Source organism: Hydrogenophaga sp. Root209 (assembly GCF_001428625.1).
Taxonomy (GTDB): domain Bacteria; phylum Pseudomonadota; class Gammaproteobacteria; order Burkholderiales; family Burkholderiaceae_C; genus Hydrogenophaga.
Genome location: NZ_LMIE01000029.1, coordinates 74,231 through 92,956 on the forward strand (window position 1 = coordinate 74,231; position 18,726 = coordinate 92,956).

Genomic DNA, 18,726 nt, shown 5'->3' on the forward strand with positions numbered 1-18,726 from the left:
GAAACGGCCAGACTCTTCAGACTGGCCGTTGGCACCCTTCGCTGTTCAAGCGATCACTGCTTCGTCGGTGCGTGTGTCACCTTTGGTGTCCACCCACTTGACGACGACCTTGTCACCCTTGGCGCCGCCCTTGAACTTGAAGGACAGGAAGGGGTTTTGCGCCACAGCGCCGCTGAAGGCAGCCTCCAGCACGACCTTGCCGTTGTGGGTGGCTTCCACATCCTTGATGTAGTGGCCGGGAATGAGCGCGCCGGCAGCGTCCTTGCGGGTGCCGGGCTCCATGATGTGGGACATGAGCACGCGGACGGTGGTTTCGTCACCAGCGACGGCGGCGCGAATGCGCATCGGATCAGCCATGTTGGACTCCTGAAATTCTGTGAATGGGTTTGTTTGAGTGGCCGGGAGCGATCAGCCGCCGCAGCCGCCGAGCGTGACCTTGGTTTCCTTGAAAGCCGAGAACAGCTTGCCGTCGGCCCGGACCACGGCAAACACGTTGGAGCTCTGGCCCATCTTCAGACGGGTCTGCACATCGGCAGCGGTGCCGGCGGGAATCTTGAAGCCCGCGGCCATGGGCGTGGGGTTCTTCTCGACGATGAGATAGATCTCGGTGGTGTTGGGGATCTTGCTGGTGGCACCCACGGGCACGACGGCGCCGTTTTCCGCGATGTCGGGTGCAACCACGGTGACCTGGTCGCTGTTGGCGGCGGTGCCACCCAGGGCCTTCACGGCATCGGCCATGGTCTTGATGTCAAAACCGGCGCGGTCCATGGCGGCGTGCGCCTGGCTCTGGGTGACGATGCCCAACGACACCAGCGTGGCAAAAGCCCCGGTGGTCTTGAGGGCGACTCGGCGTGAGTTGTTCATGGGGGGCTCCTGTGAAATGAGGAAAGGGCGTGAGTGTAAGGGTCGGGTCATTGGTCCGGGGCGCCGGCCAGGATCCACCCTGCCAGCAACTTGAGTTCGTCGTCCTTGAGCTGGGCTTGCGGGGGCATCGGCACCGGGCCGTACAGGCCAGAGCCACCTGACTTGATGCGTGCTGCCACCTTTTCAAGTGCGTCGGACTGGCCTTTGTGCTTGGCCGCCACGTCCTGGTAGGCAGGGCCCACCAGCTTCTTGTCCACCGCATGGCAGGCCAGGCAGGCGCTCTTTGAAGCGAGGGCCTTGGCCGCCGCAGCGTTCTGAGCAAAGGCAGTGCTGCTGGTCAAGGCCAGCAGCGCCACCGCGAACAGCGAGTTGGAAATCATCGTCATAGGTTAAGCACTCCTGGTGAAAGAGGAAATGGGGAATACGAGTACATGCAAATATTTAAGCAGGAGCGCAAGCGGTCAGAGGTTGGGCGCGACGCAGGCGAGTCACTTCGCGCCAGCGGCGATCCATCTGGCGATGGCGGTGGCCTCAGTGGCGCTCAACTGTGGCTGGGGCGGCATGGGCACGGCGCCAAACACACCCACACCTCCTTCGCGGATCTTGATCGCCAGGTACGACTCCAGTCCTGCGTTGCCTTTGTGCTTGGCGGCAATGTCGCTGAAGCCCGGACCCACAATCTTCTGGTTCATGCCGTGGCAGGCCGTGCAGCTGTTGGCAGCCAGCAAGGTCTTCACATCGCTGGCCGCGGGCTTGGCAGCGGCCACCACCACCGCAGGGGGCGCGGGCTGACTGCCCACCGCAGCCGTGGGCGCCGGCTTGGTCGTGTCGGCGCCGCGCACCGGGCCGATCACGCGGTTTTGCTCCTGGATGTTGCCGTGCGCGTCGCGCGCGAAGTCGGGCAGGAACGAGCGGATTGTTGTCTCCACCGGGCAGTCTTTCATGCAGGCCACGTTCTTCACGTCGCCCTTGCCATCCGCCTTCCACAGCGGCTCGTAGAACACCATGCCGTTGCGGTTGGGCATGCGCTTTTGCACCTCGGCGATGTTCTGGTCGCTCAGCGTGAAGTCGGTCGGCACCACCTCGGCCAGGCTCAGGATGTAAGCCAGCACGCCGTAGACCTCGTCGGGCTTGAGCGACTTCGGCGCGTTCCAGGGCATGGCGCGGTTGATGTAGTCCCACAGCGTGGAGACCGTCGCCACTTTCATCAGGGTGGTCTTCTGCGGAAAGGTGCTCCCGGGCTCGAGGTTCTTCACGCGGCCACGTTCGATGTCGGCCTTGGTGGTGCCGCCCACGATGGGCGTGAACACCTCGTTGGATTCACCAAAGCTGCCGTGGCAGGAGGCGCATTGCGCTTCCCACACACGCTCGCCCAGGGCCACGCTGCCCGCACCTTTGGGCAGGCCCTTGAAGTCGGGGCGCACGTCGATGTCCCAGGCCTGCACTTCGGCCTTGGTGGCGTTGCGGCCCAGGTCGTGCCAGGGTGGGGTTTGGGCCCAGGCGGCTCCGGTGATGAGCGCAGCGGCAAGAAATGTCAGGGTTCGCATGACCGGCCTCATCAATAGACTTGCACGTTGGAGACTTCGCCGTTTTCGGCAACGCGCCACGACTGGATGGCGTTCTGGTGGTACACCGAACGCGTGCCGCGCACCGCGCGCAGCTGGTTGATCTTGGGCTGCACATAGCCCGTGCTGTCGATCGCGCGGCTCTGCAGCACGGCGGGCTTGCCGTCCCACACCCAGTCGATGTTGAAGCGCGTGAGCGCCTTGGGCAGCACCGGGCCTTCGAGCCGCGCGGTGCGCCAGTTGCGCCCGCCATCCACGCTCACGTCCACCCGCTTCACCGTGCCCCGGCCCGACCAGGCCAAGCCGGTCACGTTGTAGTAACCCTTGTCCAGCAGCGTCTGGCTGCCCGAGGGCGTGGTGATCACGCTCTTGCATTCCTGGATGCCGGTGTACTGGCGGTGCGTGCCGTCGGGCATGTGGTCGATGTAGTGCACGGCCTCGTCTTTCGCGGCCCATTTCTGGTCACCCACCTCCAGGCGGCGCAGGTATTTCACCCAGCTCACACCCTGCACGCCCGGCACCACCAGACGCAGCGGGTAGCCGTTTTCCGGTCGCAGCATCTCGCCGTTCATGGCCCAGGCCACGAGGCAGTCGTCCATCGCACGGTCGATATCGAGCGTGCGCGTCATGGACGAACCGTCGGCCCCTTCGGCCAGCACGTACTTGCCGTTCTTCTTGTCGTAGCCACACATCTCCAGCAGCGTGGAGAGCAGCACGCCGGTGTATTCGCAGCAGCTCAGCATGCCGTGCGTGTACTGCACCGCGGGCAAGGCCACGTTGCCCCACTCGGGCGCGGAGTTGGCGCCGCATTCAATGAAATGGATGCGCGAGACGCTGGGCAGGCGCATGAGGTCGTCCATGGTGAAGACGCGCTCGCGCTTGACCAAGCCATTGACCATCAGGCGGTGTTTGGAGGGATCGATGTCCCACCAGCCCTGGTGGTGGCGCTCGAAGTGCAGGCCGCTGGGCGTGATGATGCCGAACAGGCCTTGCAGTGGCGTGAAGCTCACCGAGGCCTGCGGCACGCGCGTGAGGCCCGGGCTCTGGCGGCGCTGCAGGTTGGCTTCCCACTGGCTGGGCTTGCCATACCCCACGGTGGCCACGCTCTGCCCCAGGCCCGTGGTGTGGGCAGGCAATTTGAGGATGGCCTCTTCGCCCTCGGCGGCCACCGCGCGGGTGGCGGCGGTGGCGCTGGCAGCGACGCCAGCGCCCATCGCCAGGGCCTTGCCCATGAAGCTGCGGCGCGCCTTGCGGGCGAGCTCCAGCTTCTCGGCGTTCAGGTGGTTTTCGGGTGCGGGCAGCACGCGTCCGATCACATCATTCAGGTTGGGCGGCATGAAAATATTCCTTCTCGGGCGGATCTGGCCGCAGGGATCAGGTGCAACTATATTAGTGTTTGCTGATATTTGGATAGGTAGAAACCCCAGCAGGGTTTCCATGGCTTTGCGCTGGAAAACGCCCGCCGGTACGATGCGTCACACCCACGAGCGATCACACCCAAAACCCGTTGTGTTTCAAGTGGCTGCTACAGTTTTGGATGCAACTTCCTTCCACCCTTTTGGAGACGACGATGGGGAATTCAATGAAATGGCTGGCGGCCGGTGTGCTGTGTGCCTCGGCGGTCGGGGCGCAAGCCCAGGTCAACCAGATCCGCGTGTGGGCCGCTGCCTGCGCCAGCTGCCACGGTACCGATGGACGCGCGCAGCCGGGCATGGCCGCATTGGCCGGACGCAACCAGGCCGAGTTGCAGAAAATCCTGCTCGAATTCAAGGCCGGCACCCGGCCCGCCACGCTGATGCACCAGATCTCCAAGGGCTACACCGACGAGCAGTTGGGTCAGCTCGCTGGTTACTTCGCCGCACAGAAACCTTGAGGAGCCCACCATGAAACGTCGTCAATTCGTACAAAGCATCGGCGCGGGTTCCGCACTGGCCGGCATGGGCTTCATGAGCGGCTGCGCCACCACGGCGGGCAGCAGCGCAAAAGTGGTGGTGGTGGGGGGCGGCTTCGGTGGCGCCACCGCCGCCAAATACGTGCGCATGTTTTCCAGCAACAGCATCGACGTGACGCTGATCGAGCCCAACGCGGCCTTCGTCTCCTGCCCGATGTCCAACCTCGTGGTCGGTGGTCACTCGACCATGGCCGAGATCACCACGCCCTACGACAACCTGAGCAAACGCCACGGCATCAAGGTGGTGCGCGACATGGTCGACAGCATCGACCCCGTGAAGCGCACGGTGAAGCTGGCCAGCGGTGGCGAGCTGCCCTACGACCGCCTGATCCTCTCCCCCGGCGTCGACTTCATGCCCACCCTGCCCGGCATGATCAAGCCCGGCGCGGCCGAGAAGGTGCTGCACGCCTGGAAAGCCGGGCCGCAGACCACCGCCCTGCGCCAGCAGCTCCAGGCCCTGCCCGACGGCGGCACCTACGCCATCAGCATCCCGCTGGCGCCCTACCGCTGCCCGCCCGGTCCCTACGAGCGCGCCTGCATGGTGGCCAGCTACTTCAAGGTGGCCAAGCCCAGGAGCAAGGTCGTGATCTTCGACGCCAACGACGACATCACGTCCAAAAAAGGCCTGTTCATGAAGGCCTGGGCCGACCACTACGCCGGCCTGATCGAGTACCGGCCCAAGCACAAGCTGGTCGATGTGGACGCCGCCACCAACACCCTGAAGTTCGAGTTCAACGACGACTTCAAGGCCGGCGTGGCCAACGTGCTGCCCGACATGCGCGCCGGCAACATCGCGGTGAAGACCGGCCTGGCCACGGCGAACTCGCGCTGGTGCGAGGTGGACTTCCTCACCTTCGAGTCCAAGGCGCAGAAGAACATCCACGTGCTGGGTGATTCGATCCAGATCGCACCGGCCATGCCCAAGTCGGGCCACATGGCCAACCAGCACGGCAAGACGTGTGCCGCCGCCGTGGTCTCGCTGCTGCAGGGCCAGGAGCCCCCGGCCAACCCGCTCTACGCCAACACCTGCTACAGCTTCGTGACCGCCAAGGACGTGGTGCACGTGGCCAGCGTGCACAAGTACGACGCCGAGAAGAAGACCATGGTCGCGGTGCCGGGCGCGGGTGGTTTGTCGAGCGCGGCGAGCGAGATCGAAGGCGCCTATGCCAAGGCCTGGGCGCGCAACATCTGGGCCGATTCGCTGGCTTGATGTTGTCGCGTTCGCCATGAAGAAACGCCCCGGTTCTCCGGGGCGTTTTGCTTGGGGCAAGCGTGGTCATCTGGGTCGCCGCTGAATCATCAGGTCATGCACCGCCTGCGCAGCGACCGACAGGCTGCGGTCTCTGCGACGCACGAGGTAGATCTGTCGAGTCAAGCCGGGTATGGACAGAGGGCGGGTGACGATCCCGGGTTGCTCGAAATGGAACAAGGTCAACGTGGGCACCACGCTGATGCCGAGTCCGGCACGAACGAAGCCCATCACGGTGGCCAGTTGTTCGACTTCAACCAGTGTCTTCATCACCTGCGGTCGCAGCGCACCCTCCAGATACTGGCGCACGCTGCTGGTTCGTGCCAGATGGACAAACGGCCATGCAGCCAGGTCCTTGATGGCGATGGATCTGCGCCGGGCCAGCGGGTGATCGCTGCGGCACACCAGGTGAAAGCTGTCGGCACAAAACGGCTGTGCCTGGAGTTCGGGCGTGTCCGCACGGGAAGCCGCCAAGGCAAAGTCGGCTGTCTTGTTCGCCACGCGTTCAATGCAGGGCTCCGAGAGCACATCCGCGATGTCGAACTCGATCCCGGGGCAAATGGCCCTGAACTCGGCCAGCACGCCCGGCAGCCACCCTGCGGCAAGCGATGGAAGCAAGGCAATCGAAACGCGTCCCCGCTGCAGAGTGGCCGCGTCACGCACCCCGTCCAACGCGCGTTGGATCTCGCTCCGGATACGAAGTGCCGATTCGAGAAAGTTGCTTCCTTCCAGCGTCAGATCCACGTGGCGGGTGCTTCTGTCGAACAGCCGCAAGCCCAGGTCATCCTCAAGAGCCCGGATCACCGCGCTGAAAGCAGACTGCGAGAGATGGCATTGCGCCGCTGCACGCGTGAAGTGTCGATGTGTTGCCAGGGCGATGAACGCATCCAGCTGCCGGCTTGAAATATTCATCTGCTATCTCGATGAGTTGATCTGAACAATCGATTTCACGACACATGGTAAATCACCTAGAGTGACTGCAGGAGACAACATGTCGAAGACGATTCCCAACCTGTTGATCGGCTGTGCGGCTGGTTTTTCGGGCGACCGCACCGATGCGGCCCTGCCCGTGGTGCGCGAGCTGATTGCCCGCGATCAGCCTGCCGTGCTGATTTTCGAAACGCTGGCCGAGCGCACCCTGGCGCTGGCGCAACTGGCTCGCCGTGGTGACCCGGAAGCCGGCTATGAGCCGCTGCTGGACGACCTGCTTCGCCCCGTGCTGGGGCTGTGCATTGCACACGGCATCCGCATCGTCAGCAACTTCGGCGCAGCCAATCCCCTGGGGGCTGCCCGACGCATTCACGCGCTGGCGAAGGAGCTCGGTATCCGACCGCCCCGCATCGCCGTCGTGCACGGCGATGACCTGTCGGGCGTCCAGCACCGCGACCTGCTGAAGAACGCCCTGGGTTCGGCCATGCCCTGCGAGCCCATCGTGAGCGCCAACGCCTACATCGGCGCCGAGCCCATTGCGGGAGCCTTGCGCGCGGGCGCTGACATCGTGGTCTGTGGCCGCGTGGCCGACCCCTCCCTGGTGCTCGGCCCCGCACTGGCCCACTTTGGCTGGCGCATGGACGACTGGGACCGGCTGGCCCGCGCCACCATGGCTGGGCACCTGCTGGAGTGCGGTGCCCAGGTCTCGGGCGGGTATTTCGCCGACCCTGGCTACAAGGATGTGCCGGGCCTGGCATCGTTGGGCTATCCGATCGCCGAGATCGAAGACAGCGGCAACTGCACCATCACCAAACCCGCCGGCACGGGCGGGCGCATCGACGAACGCACGGTGAAGGAACAGTTGCTCTACGAACTGCACGACCCCGCTGCCTACCTGACGCCGGACGTGGTGGCCGACATCACCACCGCGCGCGTGCGACAGGACGGCCCCGACCGTGTGCGGCTCGAAGGCGTGAGCGGCCACGAGCGCCCGCCCTCTCTCAAGGTGAACGCCTGCTTCGAGGCCGGATGGTTTTCCGAAGGCGAGATTTCCTACGCCGGCGCGCGTGCCGAAGCGCGTGCGCGCCTGGCCGCCCAGGTGTTGCGTGATCGACTGGCCGACACCGCGCCGTTGCGCATCGACCTGATTGGTGTGACCAGCGTGCTGGGCGCCGATGCCAGCCACTGGCTGGATGCACAAGCCACGGGCGAGGGGCGCGACGTGCGCCTGCGCGTGGCCATGCAGCACCGCGAGCGCAGCCAGGCCGAGCGCCTGGGGCGTGAGGTGACTGCCCTGTATTGCTGCGGACCGGCCGGTGGTGGCGGGGTTCGCACGGCCATGCGACCGCGGCTGGGCATGGTGTCTTGCATGGTGCATCGAGAAGCCGTCGTGGTGGGGCACACCATGATCGACGTGCGCTCCATGGAGGTGGCGCCATGAGCACCCACCATGGCCTGACGGTGCCGCTGTACAGGCTGGCCCACAGCCGCACCGGGGACAAGGGAAACCGCTCCAACATCAGCGTGATCGCCTGGAGCCCCGAGCTGTGGGACGTGCTTGTCGAGCAGGTGACCGAAGACGCCGTGGCGCGGCAGTTCTCACCCCGGCGCCCCCGTGCGGTCACGCGCTACCTGTTGCCACACCTGCACGCCATGAACTTCGTGATCGAGGACGTGCTGGACGGTGGCGTGAACGATTCGCTCAACCTCGACAGCCACGGCAAAGCGCTGTCCTTCCTTCTGCTCGATCTGCCTGTCGAGGTGCCCGAGTCGCTCCGCGGCCACCTCGCCGGCCCCCCATGAACGCGCATCGCTCTTTCATTTCTTCCGCTGACCATTCCAACCAGGAGACAACACCATGAACACGAACATCAACCTCGACAAGCGCCGCCACCTGCTGGCCACTTCGGCCATCGCCGTTCTGGGCCTGGGTCCTGCGCTGGCCATCGCCCAGGCGCAGCCCTTTCCGTCACGGCCCATCACCTTCGTCGTGCCATTTGCGGCTGGCAGCGCCACCGACCAGCTGGCCCGAGCGCTGGGCCAGTCCCTGACCAACGAAACCGGACAGCCGGTCGTGGTCGAGAACAAGGCGGGTGCCAGCGGCATGATCGCCGCCGCTGCGGTTGCCAAGGCGCCTGCAGACGGCTACACGGTGCTCATCACCACCAACACCACACACGCAGCCAACGAACACCTCTACAAGAAACTGAGCTACGACCCGGTGAAGGATTTCGCACCGATCACCGCGTTGGGCAAGGGCGGCCAGGTGCTGGTTGTCAGCCCTTCGTCGAGCCACAAAACCGTGGCCGACCTGATCGCCGATGCCAAAAAATCACCTGGCAAGCTGAACTTCGGCAGCGGCAGCTCTTCCAGCCGCATCGCGGGTGAGCTCTTTCAACAGATGGCCGGCGTGCAGATCCTGCACGTGCCGTACAAGAGCAATCCGAACGCCATCACCGATGTGCTGGGCGGACAGATCAACATGATGTTCGCCGACATGTCCACCGGCGTTCCGCAAATCAAGTCGGAGAAGCTGCGCGCCCTGGGCGTGACGGCATCCAGGCGTTCACCCATGTTGCCCAACGTGCCCACCATCGCCGAAGCGGGCGTGCCCGGCTACGAGATGGGCTACTGGTTCGCCGCCTACTCACCGGCGGGAACACCCCCGGCTGCGGTCCAGCGCCTCAACGACCTGCTCGTTCGCGCCACCGCCAGCCCGCAGGCCAAGAGCTTCTTCGACAACAGCGGCTCGGAGGCCTTCACGAGCACCCCCGATGGGCTCGCACAGTTCCAGGCGGCCGAAACCCGGAAGTGGGGCAGCATCATCAAGGCTGCCGGCATCGAGGCCGAGTAACAGCGGCAAGCCCCGGCCAACGGCCGCCTCCTCAGGCGTACCGTGCAATCATCTTCTCCAGTGGCAGCGCAACGATCTTGCCGGCCATGCCCGCGCAGCCAAACGCCTGAAAGCGCGCCTGGCAGATCTCTTTGGCGGCCAGGGTCGCGTCCTTGAAGAACTTGCGCGGGTCGAACTCGCCGGGGTTTTTGACCATGGTGCGGCGCATGGCGCCGGTCATGGCCAGGCGGATGTCGGTGTCGATGTTGACCTTGCGCACGCCGCTCTGGATGCCGCGCACGATTTCTTCCACCGGCACGCCGTAGGTTTCCTTGATCTCGCCGCCGTGTGCGCGAATGATGGCCAGCCACTCCTGCGGCACACTGCTCGAACCGTGCATCACCAGGTGCGTGTTGGGCACCGCCGCGTGGATCTGCGCGATGCGCTCGATGGCCAGGATGTCGCCGGTGGGTGGGCGGGTGAACTTGTAGGCGCCGTGGCTGGTGCCGATGGCAATGGCGAGCGCGTCCACGCCGGTCCGCGCCACGAAATCTTTCGCTTGCTGCGGGTCGGTCAGCATCTGCTCGTGCGTGAGCTGGCCTTCGGCGCCCACGCCGTCTTCTTCACCGGCCTCGCCGGTCTCCAGCGAACCCAGGCAACCGAGTTCACCCTCCACCGACACGCCCACCGCGTGCGAGAACTTCACCACCTCGCGCGTGACCGCCACGTTGTAGTCGTAGCTCGCGGGCGTCTTCGCGTCTTCCATCAGCGAGCCGTCCATCATCACGCTGCTGAAGCCGCTGCGGATGGACTGCTGGCACACGGCCGGTGTCGCGCCGTGGTCCTGGTGCATGACGATGGGGATGTGCGGGTACATCTCGATCGCGGCCTCGACCATCTTGCGCAGGAAGGGCTCACCCGCGTATTTGCGCGCACCGGCGCTGGCCTGCAGGATCACCGGCGCGTTGCTCGCGTCGGCCGCCTGCATGATGGCCTGGATCTGCTCCAGGTTGTTCACGTTGAACGCGGGCACGCCGTAGTGGTGTTCGGCGGCGTGGTCGAGCAGTTGTCGCAGAGCGATGAGGGCCATGGCGGTTCCTTGGGAGGTCGGGTGGGTCAGATCAGGAGGGCGGAGAAATCGGCGATCACGCGGTCGGGCTTGCAGGCTTCGATGGGCTCGCCCATGTTGTAGCCATAGGGCAGCGCCCACACCGCCACACCCGCGTTGCGGGCGGTGGCCACGTCGATGGACGAATCGCCCACGAACAACGCACGCTCGGCCTTGACGCCAAAGCGATCCAGGCAGTCGAGCACGGCGGCGGGGTGGGGTTTTTTCACCGGCAGCGTGTCGCCGCTGATCACGCGGTGAAACATCGGCGCCATCTGGTGTGCGTCCAGCACGGTCTGGGTGTAACGGCCTTCCTTGTTGGTCACCACGGCCAGCTTCACGCCCGCGTCCCTGAGCACTTGCAAAGTCTCACGCACATGCGGGTACAGCTGGCTGCGCGTGCCGCAGCGCTGCTGGTAGTGCGCAGCAAACGCGGCTTCGATGGTGGGGAAGTCGGCGCTGTGGCGGACCGCGTCGGTGGTGGTCTGGCGGCGCTCGGCCAGGGCCGAGATCAACAGCTCGCGCGTGCCATGACCGATCCAGTCGTGCACCTGCGTCTGTGTGACCGCGTGCAGACCGAACTGCGCCAGGGTGTCGTTGACCGCGTCGGCGATTTCCGGCGCGGTCTCGATCAACGTGCCGTCGAGGTCGAAGAGGATGAGGTCGAAACTTTTTCTCATGATCGCTCTATCCGTTCGCCCTGAGCCTGTCGAAGGGCTCACCAGCACGTTGGCGCGAGGGCTTCGACAAGCTCAGCCCGAACGGAACTTGCAGCTCTTCTGCGGCGTTCTTCATGCCAGGAGGCCCTTCACTTCTTCACACACCCGCTGTGTCGTGATGCCGAAATGCGCGTACAACGCCTTGGCCGGAGCCGACTCGCCGAAGCTGGCGATGCCCACCACCGCGCCGGTGCGGCCCACGTACTTGCGCCAGAAATCCGGGTGCGCGGCTTCCACCGCCACGGCGGGCAGGTCCAGCGGCAACACGCTGTCCTGGTAGGCGCGCGGCTGGCGGTCGAACACGTTGGTGCAGGGCATGGAGACCACACGGGTGCTGATGCCCTCGGCGGCCAGCGCGTGGTGCGCTTCCATCGCCAGCGAGGTCTCGGAACCGGTGGCCACGATCACGGCCTTCGGGCTCACCCCTTCGGCCAGCACATAGCCGCCCTGGCGAATGGCGTTCACCATCGACACATCGGTGAGGCGCGGCAGGTTCTGGCGCGACAGGCACAGCGCGGTGGGCCCATCGCGGCGCTCGATCGCGCTCGCCCAGGCCACGGCGGTCTCCAGGCCATCGGCGGGGCGCCACACGTCGAGCTGCGGAATGATGCGCAAGCTCGGCACATGCTCCACCGACTGGTGCGTCGGGCCGTCTTCGCCCAGGCCGATGCTGTCGTGCGTGAACACATGGATCACGCGCAGCTTCATCAGCGCGGCCATGCGGATGGCATTGCGGCTGTAGTCGCTGAAGGTGAGGAAGGTGCCACCGTAGGGGATGTAGCCGCCGTGCAGGGCGATGCCGTTCATGACGGCCGCCATGCCGAATTCGCGCACACCGTAGCTCAGGTGGTTGCCCCACTGGTCGCGCCCGGCCTTCACGCAGCCTTTGAAGTTGGTGAGGTTGGAGCCGGTGAGGTCGGCGCTGCCGCCGAAGAACTCGGGCACCAGCGTGTGGAGCGCGTCCAGCGCGTTCTGGCTGGCCTTGCGGGTGGCCACCGCATCGGCCTTGGCGGCCACGCCTTCAAACACGCCGGACAAGGCGGGCGCAAAGCTGGCGTGCAGATCGCCGGCCATGCGGCGCTCGAACTCGGCGGCCTCCTTCGGGTACTCGGCGCGGTAGGCGTCAAAGCGCTGCTGCCACTCGGCCTCCATGGCCTGCCCCCGGTCCACCGCGTGCCAGGCCAGCGCCACATCACCCGGCACTTCAAACGGCGCGGCGGTCCAGCCCAGCGCATCGCGCGTGGCCTGCACCTCGGCCGCTCCGAGTGCGGCGCCGTGCACGTCGTGCGTGCCGGCCTTGTTGGGCGAACCCTGGCCGATCACGGTCTGGCAGCAGATCAGCGTGGGTTTGCCGTCGGGGCGGCGGGCCTGTTCCTTGGCGGCGATGAGCGCGAGCTCCACCGCCCGGGGGTCGTGGCCGTCCACCTTCGGGATCACGTACCAGCCGTAGGCCTCGAAGCGCTGCGGCGTGTCGTCGGTGAACCAGCCCTGCACATGGCCGTCGATCGAGATGCCGTTGTCGTCGTAGAACGCCACCAGCCTGGAGAGGCGCAGCGTGCCGGCGAGCGAACACGCCTCGTGGCTGATGCCTTCCATCAGGCAACCGTCGCCGAGAAACGCGTAGGTGAAGTGGTCCACCACGGCGTGTCCCGGGCGGTTGAATTCGCTGGCCATCAGCTTCTCGGCCAGAGCCATGCCCACCGCGTTGCCGATGCCCTGGCCCAGCGGGCCGGTCGTGGTTTCCACACCCGGCGTCACACCCACCTCGGGGTGGCCGGCGGTCTTGCTGTGCAGCTGGCGAAATGCTTTGAGCTCGCTCATGGGCAGGTCGTAGCCCGTGAGGTGCAGCAGCGCGTAGATCAACATCGAGCCGTGGCCGTTGGAGAGCACGAAGCGGTCGCGATCGGGCCAGTGCGGGTTGGCCGGGTTGTGGCGCAGGTGGCGGTTCCACAGCACCTCGGCGATGTCGGCCATGCCCATGGGCGCGCCCGGGTGGCCGCTCTTCGCTTGTTCCACCGCGTCCACCGCGAGCATGCGGATCGTGTTGGCCATCTGGCGGGCGAGTTCAGGAGAAGGGTTGCGCATACAGAGTCCTCGGCAGAGAGAAGGGAAATCGATCCAGAACGCCGCGGAACTGGCTCCGCCAGGCCGCAGGCGTTGCCCCCCAGTGGGGGGTGACGGCGGGGGGCGTCAACTGATAGCGCGCTTTCGCCGCTCGACCATGCGCCAGATGAAGGGCGTGAAGATCAGCTGCATGGCCAGTTCCATCTTGCCGCCGGGCACCACGATGGTGTTGGCCCGGCTCATCATGGAGCCGTGGATCATGTTGAGCAGGTACTGGAAATCGATGCCCTTGGGCTTGGCGAAACGGATCACCACCATGCTCTCGTCGGCGGTGGGCACGTCGCGCGAGATGAAGGGGTTGCTGGTGTCCACGATGGGCACGCGCTGGAAGTTCACGTGCGTGTGCTGGAACTGCGGGCAGATGTAGTTCACGTAGTCGGGCATGCGCCGCAGGATGGTGTCGGTCACCGCATCGGCGCTGTAGCCGCGCATGTTCTTGTCGCGCCAGAGTTTCTGGATCCATTCGAGGTTGATCACCGGCACCACGCCCACCAGCAGATCGGGGTACTGCGCCACGTTCACCTCGGGCGTCACCACCGCGCCGTGCAGGCCCTCGTAGAACAGCATGTCGGTGTTGTCGGGCAAGGATTCCCAGGCAGTGAAGGTGCCGGGCTCCTGCTGGTAGGGCGCGGCCTCTTCGGCGTTGTGCAGGTACTTGCGGCACTTGCCGGCGCCGGTGGTGCTGTAGGTCTTGAACAGGTTTTCAATCTCGTCGAACAGGTTGTTCTCGACGCCGAAATGACTGAAATGCTGGTTGCCCGCGGCTTCGGCCTCGGCCGCCTTCTGCTTCATCTGCTGGCGGTCGTAGCGGTGGTAGCTGTCGCCTTCGATGATCGCCGCGCTCACCCCCTCGCGGCGAAAGATGTTCTGGAAGGTGCGCGTGACGGTGGAGGTACCGGCCCCGCTGGAGCCGGTGATGGCGATGATGGGGTGGCGCTCTGACATGGAGTCTCCTCGGTTGTTGTTGTGGGGTCGTTCAGTCGCGGAACAGCGAGCGCTCGGCAAACAGCGGGTTGCTGTCGTCCTTGCAGGCCTGCGGCTCGGCGTGGTAACGCTCGATGCGCTCGACCTCGCTTTTCGAGCCAAACACCAGGCCGATGCGTTGGTGCAGCTCGGTGGGCTGCACGCCCAGCACAGGCTTGCGCCCGGTGCTGGCGCGTCCTCCGGCCTGCTCCATGAGCATGCCCACCGGGTTGGCCTCGTACAGCAGGCGCAGGCGGCCGGATTTGCTCGCATCCTTCGTGTCCCGTGGGTAGAGAAACACGCCGCCGCGCATGAGGATGCGGTGCGCCTCGGCCACCATGCTGGCGATCCAGCGCATGTTGAAGTCCTTGCCGCGCGGCCCGGTCTTGCCGGCCAGGCATTCGTCCACATACCGCTTGACCGGCGCTTCCCAGAATCGGCTGTTCGACGCGTTGATCGCGAACTCGTGCGTATCGACCGGAATGCGGATGTGCGGATGCGTGAGCTTGAACTCGCCGAGGTTGGGGTCGAGCGTGAAGCCGTGCACGCCACTGCCCACGGTGAGCACGAACATGGTGGTGGGGCCGTAGAGCGCGTAGCCGGCGGCCACCTGCTGCGTGCCGGGTTGCAGGAAGTCGTCCACCGTCAACGCACGGTCTTCGTCCACCACGGCCTGCGGTGCCCGCAGCACGCTGAAGATGCTGCCCACCGACACGTTCACGTCGATGTTGCTCGAACCATCGAGCGGGTCGAACACCAGCAGGTACTTGCCGCGCGGGTACTCGCCGGGAATCGGATAGGGCTGCTCCATCTCTTCAGAGGCCATGCCTGCGAGGTGCCCGCCCCACTCGTTGGCGCGAATGAACATGTCGTTGCTGATCACATCGAGCTTCTTCTGCGTCTCGCCCTGCACGTTGACGCTGTCGCCACCGCCGTGGTTGCCCAGCATGTCGCCGAGCGCGCCAAACGCCACGCTGCGCGCGATCGCCTTGCAGGCCAGGGCCACGTCGAGGATCAGCGCGTTGAAGTCGCCACTGGCCTGGGGGAAGCGGCGCCGCTCCTCGATCAGGAACTGGGTCAGGGTGGAGCGTTTGGACAGGGGCATGGTGGGTGTCTCGTTGTCGTTGTTGTCGATCAGGCCTTGCTGGTGCTGGCCTGGGCGTGCCATTCGCGCAGCTGCGCCAGCCCGACCGCCCCGAGGTCGGGCACGACGCGCAGCGCGCCGCTGAAATCGTGGTGGGCGGTGAAACTGGTGGGCGTGACGATGGTTCGCAGCCCGCTGGCCGTGGCCGAGCGCAGGCCGTTGGCCGAATCCTCGAACGCCAGGCACCGTGAGGCCGGCAGGCCCATGTCGCGGAGCACCTGCTGGTAGACCTGCGGGTGTGGCTTCTTGACCGGCGACGACGAGGCGTCGCCAATGGCCAGGAAATGGCTGCGCCAGTCCGGCCCGAGGGCGGTGCGCAGCAGCGCGGCGATGTTCACCGGCGAGGTGGTGGTGGCAATGGCCAACTGCAGGCCTTGCGTGTGCGCCTCGTTCATGAGCGCGAGCACGCCGGGGCGAAGCCCCACCGCACCGGCGCGCACCGCGTGCTCGTAGTGCGCGGTCTTGATGTCGTGCAGCCGGTCGATGGTGGCTTGCACCGCGCCGGCACCGAGCTCGGTCAGATCGGGCTGCACGCTGCGCCAGTGGTGCAGCATGCGTTCCTTGCCACCGGAAACCTCCAGCAGCCGGGTGTAGAGCGCCGCGTCCCAATGCCAGGCCAGGCCCGCTTGGTCGAAGGCGTGGTTGAAGGCCGCCAGGTGCACACGTTCGGTGTCCGCCAGGGTACCGTCGACATCAAAGATCAGGGCTTGGAGCATGCGGCCCACTGTAGGGATGGCTTGAACTAAGGTAAATTCACGATTCGTTGAATTTCGATTAAGTAAATACTGAATGAAGAACGCCACCTTCCGCCAGTTGCGCGTGTTCAACGAGGTCGCGCGCCACCTGAGCTTTGCGCGCGCAGCCGAGCTGCTGCACCTCACGCCGCCTGCGGTGACCATGCAGATCAAGGAGCTGGAGGGGCACGTGGGCCTGCCCCTGTTCGACCGGCGCGGCCGCCAGGTCACCCTGACCACCGCGGGCGAGTACATGCTGGTCTACGCGCGCAAGGTGCTGGCCACGCTCAAGGACGCCGAAGACGCGGCCGCGCGGCTGCAGCGGCTGGAGGTGGGCACGCTGACCATCGGCATGGTGAGCACGGCGCAGTACTTCCTGCCGCCCCTGCTGGCCGAGTTCCAGCGCGAGCACGAGGGCATCGACATCAAGCTGGTGGTGGGCAACCGCGAGCAGTTGGTGAAGATGCTGCACGGCAACGAGGTCGACATCGCCATCATGGGTCGCCCGCCCACCGAGCTGGCCACGCGCGCCGAGCCTTTTGCGGCCCACCCCCATGTGTTTGTGGCCCCCACCGATCATCCCCTGCTCAAGGTCGGCCACCCCACGGTGGATTCGCTCAGGCCTTACGGTTTCATCCTGCGTGAGCGCGGTTCCGGCACACGCGCGGCGATGGAAAAGTTTCTCGAACGCACGCGCATGGAGCCGCGCGTGGTCATGGAGATGTCGAGCAACGAAACCATCAAGCAGGCGGTGATGGCCGGCATGGGCATCAGCTTCCTGTCGCTGCACACCATCGGCCTGGAGCTGGAGCACCAGCTCATCGCGGTGCTCGACGTCGAAGGCAGCCCGGTCGTGCGCGGCTGGAACGTGGTGCACACCCTGTCCAAGCTGCTCTCGCCCGCGGCCGAGTCGTTCCGCTATTTCATGCTGGAGCGCGCCGAAGGCTATCTGGCCAGCAAATACGGCCGCTTCATGCGTTTGACACCCGCTGGCTGAACAGCCTTCGCTCGTATACTCCACCCCGTGCCGCAAGGCGCATCCGCTAGGGGTGTTGTGGCCGGGTCTTTTGCCCGGGCGCGACTGAGAAAGTCCCTTTGAACCTGATTGAGGTAATCCTCGCGCAGGGAAGCAGGCCGATACCGTCCAACACCGTCGCCCAGCGCTTCGCGGGACTCATCCGGCCCAGCCCACCTGCCTCAAATTGCATGGAGCAAATTGATGGCATCCGACCATTCGCATTCCGCGGCCAACCTGGCCCTCACCCCTGTGCCGCAGGGCGATCGGGTTTTCCATTTCCACGAACACGCCGCACTCTGGTTCAGCCTGGGCACGGGCCTGCTGGTCATGCAGATCGGCGCCTACCTGGTGCCGGCCGTGGGCACGCAGGACGCGCTCATCGCCATCGTGCTGGGCTCGCTCATCGGTGCCGGCCTGCTGGCCTGGACCGCGCGCCTGGGCTGCCAGACGGGCCTGGCCAGCGCCGGCCTGATGCACGCCACCTACGGCAGCGCCTTTGCGCGCCTGCCGGTGCTGCTCAACATCGCGCAGTTGGTGGGCTGGACCACGTTCGAACTGGTCATCATGCAAGAGGGCACGGTCGCCATCTTCAAGCAGGCGCTGGGCAGCGAACCCGGTGGCGTGCTCGACGGCACCACCGGCAAGCTGCTGGTCACGCTGCTCTGGGGAGGTGTGCTGATCGCGCTCATGGCCGGCTCCATGCTCACGCTGGTGCGCCGCTTCGTGAGCCGCTTCGGCTTGCCGCTGGTGATCGCCTCGCTGGTCTGGCTCACCTGGCAGTTCGGCATGCGCTTGCAGGCGCAGGGCTTCGAGGCCTTCTGGAACCGCCCCGGTGCGGGCGGCATGGGCCTGTTCTCGGCGATGGATCTGGTGATCGCGATGCCGGTCTCGTGGTTGCCGCTGGTGGCCGACTACGCGCGCCACGGCAAACGCACGGCCACCACGCTGGGCGGCACCTGGCTGGGCTATGCGCTGGCCAACATCTGGTGCTACGCGCTGGGCGTGATGGTGGTGAGCACGGTGGAGCCGGGCACCAACCTGGTCGGCGCCTTGCTGCTGGCCCAGGGTGGCCTGATCGCGCTCGGTCTGATCCTGCTCGACGAGATGGACAACGCCTATGGCGACGCGCACTCGGGCGCGGTCTCGGTGCACAGCCTGCGTCCGCGCTGGAGCATCAAGCGCGCCGGTCTGGCGTTTGCCGCGGTGTGCACGGTGTTCGCCCTGCTGTTGCCCATCCACACCATCGAGCCTTTCCTGCTGCTGCTGAGCTCGGTGTTCGTGCCGCTGTACGGCGTGATCCTGGGCCGACTGGGCGCAGGCACCGCGCTGGGCGCCAACCGCTCGGTGGACTGGAGCGCGGCCGCGCTGTGGGTGCTGGGCATTGCCTGCTACCACCTGCTGGCCAGATTCGCACCGCAGCTGGGCTCCGCCCTGCCCACCCTGGCGCTCACCTTCACGCTGGCGGCGCTGTCGCGGCCACGCAATGCCGGTGGCCTCACCCCGGCACGGGCCTGATGGTCAAGC

General features: G+C 65.9%; 19 protein-coding genes and 1 riboswitch. Of the genes, 7 read left to right on the top strand and 12 right to left on the bottom strand.

Going from position 1 to position 18,726, the window contains the following annotated elements; translation table 11 throughout:
- Positions 1–45 precede the first annotated feature (45 nt).
- The 5 genes from soxZ to soxC all read right to left on the bottom strand — a co-directional run bounded on the left by soxZ (position 46) and on the right by soxC (position 3,766).
- Complete coding sequence (soxZ, locus tag ASE11_RS13865) at positions 46–357, bottom strand: thiosulfate oxidation carrier complex protein SoxZ (RefSeq protein ID WP_056272473.1); 312 nt, start codon at positions 355–357, stop codon at positions 46–48.
- A 51-nt stretch (positions 358–408) separates the two neighbouring features.
- Positions 409–864, bottom strand: coding sequence for a thiosulfate oxidation carrier protein SoxY (gene soxY, locus ASE11_RS13870; RefSeq protein ID WP_056272476.1), 456 nt, complete (start codon positions 862–864; stop codon positions 409–411).
- Positions 865–911: 47 nt separating this feature from the next.
- The gene (locus tag ASE11_RS13875; protein ID WP_321166264.1) at positions 912–1,241 is read right to left on the bottom strand and encodes a c-type cytochrome; all 330 of its coding nucleotides are present in this window, start codon (positions 1,239–1,241) and stop codon (positions 912–914) included.
- A gap of 111 nt (positions 1,242–1,352) precedes the next feature.
- Positions 1,353–2,411: a c-type cytochrome gene (locus ASE11_RS13880; protein ID WP_056272479.1), complete on the bottom strand. Its 1,059-nt coding sequence runs from the start codon at positions 2,409–2,411 to the stop codon at positions 1,353–1,355.
- Positions 2,412–2,422: 11 nt separating this feature from the next.
- Positions 2,423–3,766 (bottom strand): sulfite dehydrogenase, encoded by a 1,344-nt coding sequence (gene soxC, locus ASE11_RS13885; RefSeq protein WP_156406361.1) that lies wholly within the window; start codon positions 3,764–3,766, stop codon positions 2,423–2,425.
- Between the two features lie 245 nt (positions 3,767–4,011).
- Between soxC and ASE11_RS13890 the strand changes: the two genes are divergently transcribed.
- Positions 4,012–4,302, top strand: a complete 291-nt coding sequence (locus ASE11_RS13890) for a c-type cytochrome (protein WP_056272483.1) — start codon at positions 4,012–4,014, stop codon at positions 4,300–4,302.
- A 10-nt stretch (positions 4,303–4,312) separates the two neighbouring features.
- On the top strand, positions 4,313–5,590 hold the full coding sequence (locus ASE11_RS13895) for an NAD(P)/FAD-dependent oxidoreductase (protein WP_056272486.1): 1,278 nt from the start codon (positions 4,313–4,315) through the stop codon (positions 5,588–5,590).
- 66 nt (positions 5,591–5,656) lie between these two features.
- Here the strand turns inward: ASE11_RS13895 and ASE11_RS13900 are convergent, their stop codons facing one another.
- Positions 5,657–6,541 carry a LysR family transcriptional regulator gene (locus ASE11_RS13900; protein ID WP_056272490.1) on the bottom strand — a complete coding sequence of 295 codons (885 nt, stop codon included), beginning with the start codon at positions 6,539–6,541 and terminating at the stop codon, positions 5,657–5,659.
- Positions 6,542–6,620: 79 nt separating this feature from the next.
- Here ASE11_RS13900 and ASE11_RS13905 point away from each other — a divergent pair, with 79 nt between their 5' ends.
- From ASE11_RS13905 to ASE11_RS13915, 3 genes are read left to right on the top strand one after another with little or no spacing between them, the layout of a single operon-like run.
- Positions 6,621–8,000 carry an acyclic terpene utilization AtuA family protein gene (locus tag ASE11_RS13905; protein WP_056272492.1) on the top strand — a complete coding sequence of 460 codons (1,380 nt, stop codon included), beginning with the start codon at positions 6,621–6,623 and terminating at the stop codon, positions 7,998–8,000.
- The gene (locus ASE11_RS13910) at positions 7,997–8,362 is read left to right on the top strand and encodes a hypothetical protein (RefSeq protein ID WP_056272495.1); all 366 of its coding nucleotides are present in this window, start codon (positions 7,997–7,999) and stop codon (positions 8,360–8,362) included. The genes ASE11_RS13905 and ASE11_RS13910 overlap by 4 nt, the downstream gene beginning before the upstream one ends.
- Positions 8,363–8,417: 55 nt before the next feature.
- Positions 8,418–9,413: a Bug family tripartite tricarboxylate transporter substrate binding protein gene (locus ASE11_RS13915; protein WP_056272499.1), complete on the top strand. Its 996-nt coding sequence runs from the start codon at positions 8,418–8,420 to the stop codon at positions 9,411–9,413.
- Positions 9,414–9,444: 31 nt separating this feature from the next.
- Here the strand turns inward: ASE11_RS13915 and fba are convergent, their stop codons facing one another.
- The 6 genes from fba to ASE11_RS13945 form a co-directional block, all read right to left on the bottom strand.
- Positions 9,445–10,482, bottom strand: a complete 1,038-nt coding sequence (gene fba / locus ASE11_RS13920; RefSeq protein WP_056272502.1) for a class II fructose-bisphosphate aldolase — start codon at positions 10,480–10,482, stop codon at positions 9,445–9,447.
- 26 nt (positions 10,483–10,508) lie between these two features.
- A complete protein-coding gene (locus ASE11_RS13925; protein ID WP_056272506.1) occupies positions 10,509–11,180 on the bottom strand; it encodes a phosphoglycolate phosphatase in 672 nt (223 codons plus the stop codon).
- 111 nt (positions 11,181–11,291) lie between these two features.
- Positions 11,292–13,304: a transketolase gene (gene tkt, locus ASE11_RS13930; RefSeq protein ID WP_056272509.1), complete on the bottom strand. Its 2,013-nt coding sequence runs from the start codon at positions 13,302–13,304 to the stop codon at positions 11,292–11,294.
- Between the two features lie 105 nt (positions 13,305–13,409).
- A complete protein-coding gene (locus ASE11_RS13935; RefSeq protein WP_056272512.1) occupies positions 13,410–14,288 on the bottom strand; it encodes a phosphoribulokinase in 879 nt (292 codons plus the stop codon).
- A 31-nt stretch (positions 14,289–14,319) separates the two neighbouring features.
- The gene (locus ASE11_RS13940) at positions 14,320–15,411 is read right to left on the bottom strand and encodes a class 1 fructose-bisphosphatase (RefSeq protein WP_056274130.1); all 1,092 of its coding nucleotides are present in this window, start codon (positions 15,409–15,411) and stop codon (positions 14,320–14,322) included.
- Positions 15,412–15,440: 29 nt separating this feature from the next.
- Positions 15,441–16,166 carry an HAD-IA family hydrolase gene (locus tag ASE11_RS13945; protein WP_056272516.1) on the bottom strand — a complete coding sequence of 242 codons (726 nt, stop codon included), beginning with the start codon at positions 16,164–16,166 and terminating at the stop codon, positions 15,441–15,443.
- Positions 16,167–16,239: 73 nt separating this feature from the next.
- Between ASE11_RS13945 and ASE11_RS13950 the strand changes: the two genes are divergently transcribed.
- Both ASE11_RS13950 and ASE11_RS13955 read left to right on the top strand, forming a co-directional pair.
- Positions 16,240–17,181 (top strand): LysR family transcriptional regulator, encoded by a 942-nt coding sequence (locus ASE11_RS13950; RefSeq protein WP_056272520.1) that lies wholly within the window; start codon positions 16,240–16,242, stop codon positions 17,179–17,181.
- A gap of 38 nt (positions 17,182–17,219) precedes the next feature.
- A riboswitch (TPP riboswitch) is annotated at positions 17,220–17,329 on the top strand.
- 74 nt (positions 17,330–17,403) lie between these two features.
- Positions 17,404–18,717, top strand: a complete 1,314-nt coding sequence (locus ASE11_RS13955; protein WP_056272523.1) for a purine-cytosine permease family protein — start codon at positions 17,404–17,406, stop codon at positions 18,715–18,717.
- Positions 18,718–18,726: the final 9 nt, after the last annotated feature.

Bases quoted from the DNA above. Each gene is read 5' to 3' on its own strand.
- ASE11_RS13900 (WP_056272490.1), bottom strand. From the start codon at position 6,541: ATGAATATTTCAAGCCGGCAGCTGGATGCGTTCATCGCCCTGGCAACA.
- ASE11_RS13935 (WP_056272512.1), bottom strand. From the start codon at position 14,288: ATGTCAGAGCGCCACCCCATCATCGCCATCACCGGCTCCAGCGGGGCC.
- ASE11_RS13910 (WP_056272495.1), top strand. From the start codon at position 7,997: ATGAGCACCCACCATGGCCTGACGGTGCCGCTGTACAGGCTGGCCCAC.
- fba (WP_056272502.1), bottom strand. From the start codon at position 10,482: ATGGCCCTCATCGCTCTGCGACAACTGCTCGACCACGCCGCCGAACAC.
- ASE11_RS13955 (WP_056272523.1), top strand. From the start codon at position 17,404: ATGGCATCCGACCATTCGCATTCCGCGGCCAACCTGGCCCTCACCCCT.
- ASE11_RS13895 (WP_056272486.1), top strand. From the start codon at position 4,313: ATGAAACGTCGTCAATTCGTACAAAGCATCGGCGCGGGTTCCGCACTG.
- soxY (WP_056272476.1), bottom strand. From the start codon at position 864: ATGAACAACTCACGCCGAGTCGCCCTCAAGACCACCGGGGCTTTTGCC.
- tkt (WP_056272509.1), bottom strand. From the start codon at position 13,304: ATGCGCAACCCTTCTCCTGAACTCGCCCGCCAGATGGCCAACACGATC.
- ASE11_RS13880 (WP_056272479.1), bottom strand. From the start codon at position 2,411: ATGCGAACCCTGACATTTCTTGCCGCTGCGCTCATCACCGGAGCCGCC.
- soxZ (WP_056272473.1), bottom strand. From the start codon at position 357: ATGGCTGATCCGATGCGCATTCGCGCCGCCGTCGCTGGTGACGAAACC.
- soxC (WP_156406361.1), bottom strand. From the start codon at position 3,766: ATGCCGCCCAACCTGAATGATGTGATCGGACGCGTGCTGCCCGCACCC.
- ASE11_RS13940 (WP_056274130.1), bottom strand. From the start codon at position 15,411: ATGCCCCTGTCCAAACGCTCCACCCTGACCCAGTTCCTGATCGAGGAG.
- ASE11_RS13915 (WP_056272499.1), top strand. From the start codon at position 8,418: ATGAACACGAACATCAACCTCGACAAGCGCCGCCACCTGCTGGCCACT.
- ASE11_RS13890 (WP_056272483.1), top strand. From the start codon at position 4,012: ATGAAATGGCTGGCGGCCGGTGTGCTGTGTGCCTCGGCGGTCGGGGCG.
- ASE11_RS13905 (WP_056272492.1), top strand. From the start codon at position 6,621: ATGTCGAAGACGATTCCCAACCTGTTGATCGGCTGTGCGGCTGGTTTT.
- ASE11_RS13945 (WP_056272516.1), bottom strand. From the start codon at position 16,166: ATGCTCCAAGCCCTGATCTTTGATGTCGACGGTACCCTGGCGGACACC.
- ASE11_RS13925 (WP_056272506.1), bottom strand. From the start codon at position 11,180: ATGAGAAAAAGTTTCGACCTCATCCTCTTCGACCTCGACGGCACGTTG.
- ASE11_RS13950 (WP_056272520.1), top strand. From the start codon at position 16,240: ATGAAGAACGCCACCTTCCGCCAGTTGCGCGTGTTCAACGAGGTCGCG.